Genomic DNA, 5,610 nt, shown 5'->3' on the forward strand with positions numbered 1-5,610 from the left:
GGGCGCCGGCGTGGCCGGGGGTTCACCGCGAGCGGGCCGCGACCCCCAGCAGGGGATCGCCGGGCCTCCCGGTGGTCCCCTGCTGGGTGTCGCTCCGCTCACCCTCGGCCGGGCGCGTTCGACGAGTACCACCGCGGGCCGCACGGCAGAAACCACGATCTTTTACGCTCGGCCCATGCATTCCGAACCCGTCAACCCCGGCCCGCACGACCGTGACGCAGCGGACCGGTCCGCGGATCCCGCCACGGACACCCCGGTCGAGGCGCTGATCCGGCACGGCATCGCGGTGGCCGGGTCGCACCGGGTTCGCTTCGGGCACAACCTGATGCTGGTTCTCATGGTCGGCTTCGGCATCGGCTTCGTCGTCATGGGCGTCGTGGTCCTGTCCAGCGGTGCCGGCCTGCTGTTCGCCCTCCTCCCGATGGTGCTGGGCGTGTTCCTGGCCGGGTGGGCCCCGATAGCCCGGCGCATGATCGCCGGGGACACGGCCCGCAAGATCGCCGCCATGGAACATCAACTCCACCAGGCCAAGACGGCACGATTCAACGACAACGCGGGACTTTAGCGACATTTCGCGGGCCGCTCCCGGACCGTTCCCCGTTGCGGCTGGGGACGAATCCCGTCGGCGGATCCGCGGCGCGTGGGACAATGGGCGTGCGGCCGAACCGTCGGGCAGATCGACATTATGAAACTGCGCGAACGGGGGAGTCTGCAATGCGACAGAAACTGCTGGCCACCGGTGTCGTCACCGTTTCGATCGCCGCGAGTCTGTCGGTGATCGGCGCGGCCCCGGCGTCGGCCGGCACCAAGTTCGGCTGCAAGTATCCGCGGGTCTGCCTGTATCTGCACAGGTCGGACTGGACCGCCCGCAAGCCGACCGCGGCCTATCAGCAGGTGACGCAGGATTTCCAGACGCTGGGGCCGCACGGCCGCAACGCGTATGCCGTGTACAACTCGCGCAATGACGACGGGGCCCTGCTGGTGGATTCCGACGACATGGAGACCTGCGTGGGGCCGAACGAAACGTGGATCGCCGAACCGAACTCGGTCCCTTATAAGATCGTCGGCATACTTATCGGCGATCTGCCGCACTGCTACCCGGAATAGGCCGCCGGGATACGGCAGAATGGGGTCATGATCTGGGACCCGGCGCGCCCGGTCGTGGTCGCGCCCATGGCCGGCGGCCCGTCGACGGCCGGCCTGGTGGCGGCGGCCGGGTCCGCCGGCGCGGTGGGGTTTCTGGCGGCCGGCTACAAGGCGCCGGACGCGGTGGCGCGCGAGGTCGCGGAGCTACGCGCGACCGGCCTGCCGTACGGGCTGAACATCTTCGTGCCATCGCCGCCACCGGCCGACGTGGCCGCGCTCGAGGAGTACCGGCGGGCGCTGGAGCCGGAGGCGCTGCGGTACGGCGTCGAGCTTCCGCGGCTTCGGCTCGACGACGACGACCACTTCGCGGCGAAGGTGGGCATCGCGGTCGCCGCCCGCGTGCCGCTGGTCAGCTTCACCTTCGGGGTACCCGATCCGGCGACGCTCGCGGCATTGCGCGGCGCGGGGTCGACCGTGCTGGTGACGGTCACCGACGTCGACGAGGCGCGGCGGGCCGCCGCCGCGGGCCCGGACGCGTTGATCGTCCAGGCGGGCGCGGCCGGCGGCCATTCCGCCACGGCCTCGCCCGCCGGCTACGACGGCTCCTCGGCCGCGCCGGCGCTGGTCCGCGATGTGGTGGCGGCCGTCGGCCTGCCGGTGGTCGCGGCGGGCGGCACCGGCACCGCGGCGGACGTGCGGCGGGCGCTGGCGGCGGGGGCGGTCGCGGTGCAGGCGGGCACGGTGTTCCTGCTGGCGCGGGAGGCCGGGACCCGGCCGGCGCAGCGCGCGGCGATGCTCTCCGGGCGGTTCACCGAGACGGTGGTGACCCGGGCGTTCACCGGCCATCCCGCGCGGGCGCTGCGGAACCGGTTCACGGACGCCTATTCGGCCCGCGCCCCGATCGGGTATCCCGCGGTGCACCACCTGACCGCGCCGATCCGGGCGGCGGCCGCCGAGCGGGGCGACCCCGAGGCGATCAATCTGTGGGCGGGCACGGCGCACGCCGCGGCCCGGCCGGGCCCGGTGGCCGAGATCCTGTCCCGGCTCAGCGGCTCGTGAGGATCACCAGCTGCTGGGTGGCCCGGGTCATCGCGACGTAGCGGTCGACCGCCGCCTCGATGCCGTCGCCGAACTCGTCCGGGTCGACGAGGACGACCAGGTCGAACTCGAGCCCCTTCGACAGCTCCGGGGTCAGCGACCGTACCCGGTCCGTCGCCCGGAAGGCGGGATCGCCGATGACGCAGGCGATCCCGTCGGCGTGCGCGGCGAGCCAGGCGCCGACGATCGGGCCCAGGTCGGCCGCGGCCCCGTGCACGACGGGCACGCCGCCGGTGCGGATGGAGGCCGGCACGTTGGCGTCCGGGATCGCGGCGCGGATGACCGGCTCGGCCTCCGCCATGATCTCGGCCGGCGTCCGGTAGTTGATGCTCAGCGAGGCCAGGCCGACCCGATCGAACCCGACCCGGGTGAGCCGCTCGCGCCACGACTCGGTGAACCCGTGCCGGGCCTGTGCGCGGTCCCCGACGATGGTGAAGCTCCGGGACGGGCAGCGCAGCAGCAGCATCTGCCACTCCGCGTCGGTGAGTTCCTGGGCCTCGTCCACGACGATGTGCGCGAACGGGCCGGCGAGCCGGTCCGAGTCCGTGCCGGGCGGTGCGGTCTCGTCGACGACGGCGGCCTGGACGTCCCGCCGCAGGTTCATCATCGGCTCCCGGCTGTCCTCGGCCGTGAGCAGGTCGTCGACCACCCTGGCCATGCGCTCGCGTTCGGCGGCGAGCACGGACCTGTGCCGGCGCCGGCGCAGCGACGACTCCGGGTCGCCGAGCCGCTGCCGTGCCGCGTCCAGGAACGGCAGGTCGGAGACCGTCCAGGCCGCCGCGTCCGCGCGCTGCAGCCCGCGTACCTCGTCGGCGCCGAGCCAGGGTGCGCACCTGCGCAGGTAGGCGGGCACCGACCACAGGTCCGCGACGAGCTCGGCCGCCTCGATCAGCGGCCACGCGCGGTGCAGCGCCGCGAGCAACTCCTTGTTCCGCTCCAGCGAGCGGCGGAGCAGGTCTGCCGGTTCGTCGCCGTCATAGGCGTCCATCAGGATCCTGAGCAGTTCCTCCCAGATCTGCTCGCGCGCCTCGTTGTGCGGGGTGCCGGGGACCACCGCGTCGAACGCCTCGGCCCAGTCGGCGGCGCTGAGCCGGACCTCGGACCACTCGGTGGTGATCGTCATGGATGCGGCCGGCGGCTCCTCGTAGAACCGGACGGCCGCCTCGACCGCCTGCACCAGCCTCGCGGACGCCTTCAGGCGGGCCACGTCCGGGTCGGTCTCGATGCCCGCCGCGGCGCCCTCGGCGGCGAGGTCCCGCAGGGTGCAGCTCTGCACACCCTCCTCGCCGAGGCTCGGCAGGACGTCGGAGACGTAGGCCAGGTAGGGCTGGTGCGGACCGACGAACAGCACGCCGCCGCGGCGGTGACCGAGGCGCGGGTCGGAGTAGAGCAGGTAGGCGGTGCGGTGCAGGGCGACGACCGTCTTTCCGGTACCCGGGCCGCCGTCGACCACCAGCGCGCCGCTCGATCCCGCCCGGATGATGGCGTCCTGGTCGGCCTGGATGGTGCCGAGCACGTCGCGCATCCGGGGCGACCGGTCGGCGCCCAGGCTGGCGATGAACGCGGACTGGTCGTCGAGCGCGGCGTGCCCCTCGTACCCGTCCGGGGTGAACACCTCGTCCCAGTAGTCGGTGATCAGGCCGCGGGTCCAGCGATATCGGCGGCGGCTCGCCAGGCCCATCGGGTTGGCGTGGGTCGCCCCGAAGAAAGGCTCGGCCGCGGGCGAGCGCCAGTCGACCAGGAGCCGGCGGCCGTCGCCGTCGGTGAGGCCGAACCGCCCGACGTAGACGGTCTCCGCGTCGTCCGCGCCGACCATGCGTCCGAGGCACAGGTCGACGCCGAAGCGCCGCAGCGTACGCAGCCGGGCGGTCAGCCGGTGGATCTCCAGGTCCCGGTCCATCGCCTGCTGGCCGGTGCCGCCGGGCGCCAGGCGGGTGGCGCCGAGGCGCTCGGACAGCTCGGCGGTCACCTCCTCGAGGCGCTCCGCGACGGCGGTGAGGTGCTGCTCGTCGCGGGCGATCAGCGACGGGTCGGCCTTGGGGGCGAGGTGGTCGGGAAGGTCGAACATGCTGGTGTTCAGGCGGTTCACGGCATCGGCTCTTCCACTCCGCGGATTCTGGCCTCGGCCAGCGATTCTGCGGTATCACCCGGGTCTTGCCGCAAGCCCCGGGGTGCGCTATACGTTAGAAGTGGCGGGGGGTGGGTGGGTTTCCCGCTATTCATCGGTGGGGTGCTCGGTCACGTTCTGCAGATACAGCGCCTCGCCCAGGGTCTCGATGAGCTGAAGCTGCGTCTCGAGATAGTCGACGTGGTGCTCCTCGTCGGCCAGGATCTCCTCGAACAGCTTGGCCGACGTGATGTCGCCGACCGATCGCATGTGCGCGGCGCCCTTGCGCAGGCGGTCGACCGCCTCGACCTCGATCACCATGTCGGCGCGGAACTGCTCCGGGACCGTCTCGCCGATGCGCAGCGGGGAGAGGCGCTGGTAGTTCGGCAGGCCCTCGAGGAAGAGGATGCGGTCGGTGAGCACCTCGGCGTGGCGCATCTCGTCGATGGACTCGGCGCGGGTGTGTGCCGCGAGCTTGGTGTAGCCCCAGTTGTCCTGCATCTTGGCGTGCAGGAAGTACTGGTTGATCGCGGTGAGCTCCGCGGTGAGCTGTGCGTTGAGGAACTCGATGACCTGCTTATCACCCTGCATGTCTAAACTTTACGTATTTTGTCCTAATTTACCGAGCTGCGCCGACCGGCGTGTCCGCGCGGCTCTCCACCTCGATGATCTCGTCGATCCGGGGCAGGCAGCTGCCGCATCCGGTGCCGGCGCCGCAGGCCTCGCCGACCGCCTCCTCGCACCGGGCCCCGTTGCGGACGGCCTCCCGGACCTCGCACTCCCGGACGCGCGCGCAGATGCACACGTACACGTCGCCACCTGCCTGTCCGTCCCTCGGGGTCTACCAAGGGAAGGCTAGCCTTATTTGGCGGCGGCGTCGACAGGATGCGCCACTCATCACGCCCCGGGCCTGCGGTTTCTCGCACTCGCCCCGATCCTGGTTCAGCCGTCGAGCGGGCCGGCCCGGCCCGGCGGCCGGCTCAGGCAGAAGCCGAGACTGTGGTGGGCCCTGACGCAGTTGTACAGCGAGGCCAGCCGCACCAGCGCCGGCCCGAGGATGCTCATGCACGCCAGCGAGCCCAGCGCGAGCACCAGGCTGGACATGGTGACGACCGTGGCGGCGAGCAGCCTCGTCACGCATTGCGGCGAGTTGAAGACGGCGGTCAGCAGCGACAGGCAGCGCTGCGCGCCCGTGGCGGTGCCGAGCTTGGGGCACAGCCCCCGCAGCATTTCGAGCAGGTCCACACGGGATCCGGCGGCCCCGGCCCGGGTGCCGGCCCCGTCCGCGGCCGGGGACGCCCGCCCGGCCTCCCGCGGGG

General features: G+C 72.4%; 7 protein-coding genes. 3 read left to right on the forward strand and 4 right to left on the reverse strand.

Annotated features, from left to right (window positions below; all coding sequences use genetic code 11):
- Window positions 1–175 precede the first annotated feature (175 nt).
- The 3 genes from AB0F10_RS43810 to AB0F10_RS43820 all read left to right on the forward strand — a co-directional run bounded on the left by AB0F10_RS43810 (window position 176) and on the right by AB0F10_RS43820 (window position 2,145).
- Complete coding sequence (locus tag AB0F10_RS43810) at window positions 176–565, forward strand: hypothetical protein (RefSeq protein WP_360640105.1); 390 nt, start codon at window positions 176–178, stop codon at window positions 563–565.
- A 149-nt stretch (window positions 566–714) separates the two neighbouring features.
- Entirely contained in the window at window positions 715–1,107 is a 393-nt protein-coding gene (locus AB0F10_RS43815; protein ID WP_360640108.1) for a hypothetical protein, read from the forward strand.
- Between the two features lie 27 nt (window positions 1,108–1,134).
- Window positions 1,135–2,145: a nitronate monooxygenase gene (locus tag AB0F10_RS43820; RefSeq protein ID WP_360640111.1), complete on the forward strand. Its 1,011-nt coding sequence runs from the start codon at window positions 1,135–1,137 to the stop codon at window positions 2,143–2,145.
- Here the strand turns inward: AB0F10_RS43820 and helR are convergent.
- From helR to AB0F10_RS43840, 4 genes are all read right to left on the reverse strand, one after another.
- Complete coding sequence (helR, locus tag AB0F10_RS43825; protein ID WP_360640123.1) at window positions 2,132–4,252, reverse strand: RNA polymerase recycling motor ATPase HelR; 2,121 nt, start codon at window positions 4,250–4,252, stop codon at window positions 2,132–2,134. The genes AB0F10_RS43820 and helR overlap by 14 nt on opposite strands.
- 147 nt (window positions 4,253–4,399) lie before the next feature.
- The gene (gene bfr, locus AB0F10_RS43830; RefSeq protein ID WP_360640114.1) at window positions 4,400–4,882 is read right to left on the reverse strand and encodes a bacterioferritin; all 483 of its coding nucleotides are present in this window, start codon (window positions 4,880–4,882) and stop codon (window positions 4,400–4,402) included.
- A 28-nt stretch (window positions 4,883–4,910) separates the two neighbouring features.
- Window positions 4,911–5,102, reverse strand: coding sequence for a (2Fe-2S)-binding protein (locus AB0F10_RS43835; protein ID WP_360640117.1), 192 nt, complete (start codon window positions 5,100–5,102; stop codon window positions 4,911–4,913).
- 131 nt (window positions 5,103–5,233) lie between these two features.
- The coding region (locus AB0F10_RS43840) for a hypothetical protein (protein ID WP_360640120.1) at window positions 5,234–5,610 on the reverse strand (377 nt) is incomplete at its 5' end.

The organism is Actinoplanes sp. NPDC026623 (assembly GCF_040638275.1).
Classification (GTDB): domain Bacteria; phylum Actinomycetota; class Actinomycetes; order Mycobacteriales; family Micromonosporaceae; genus Actinoplanes.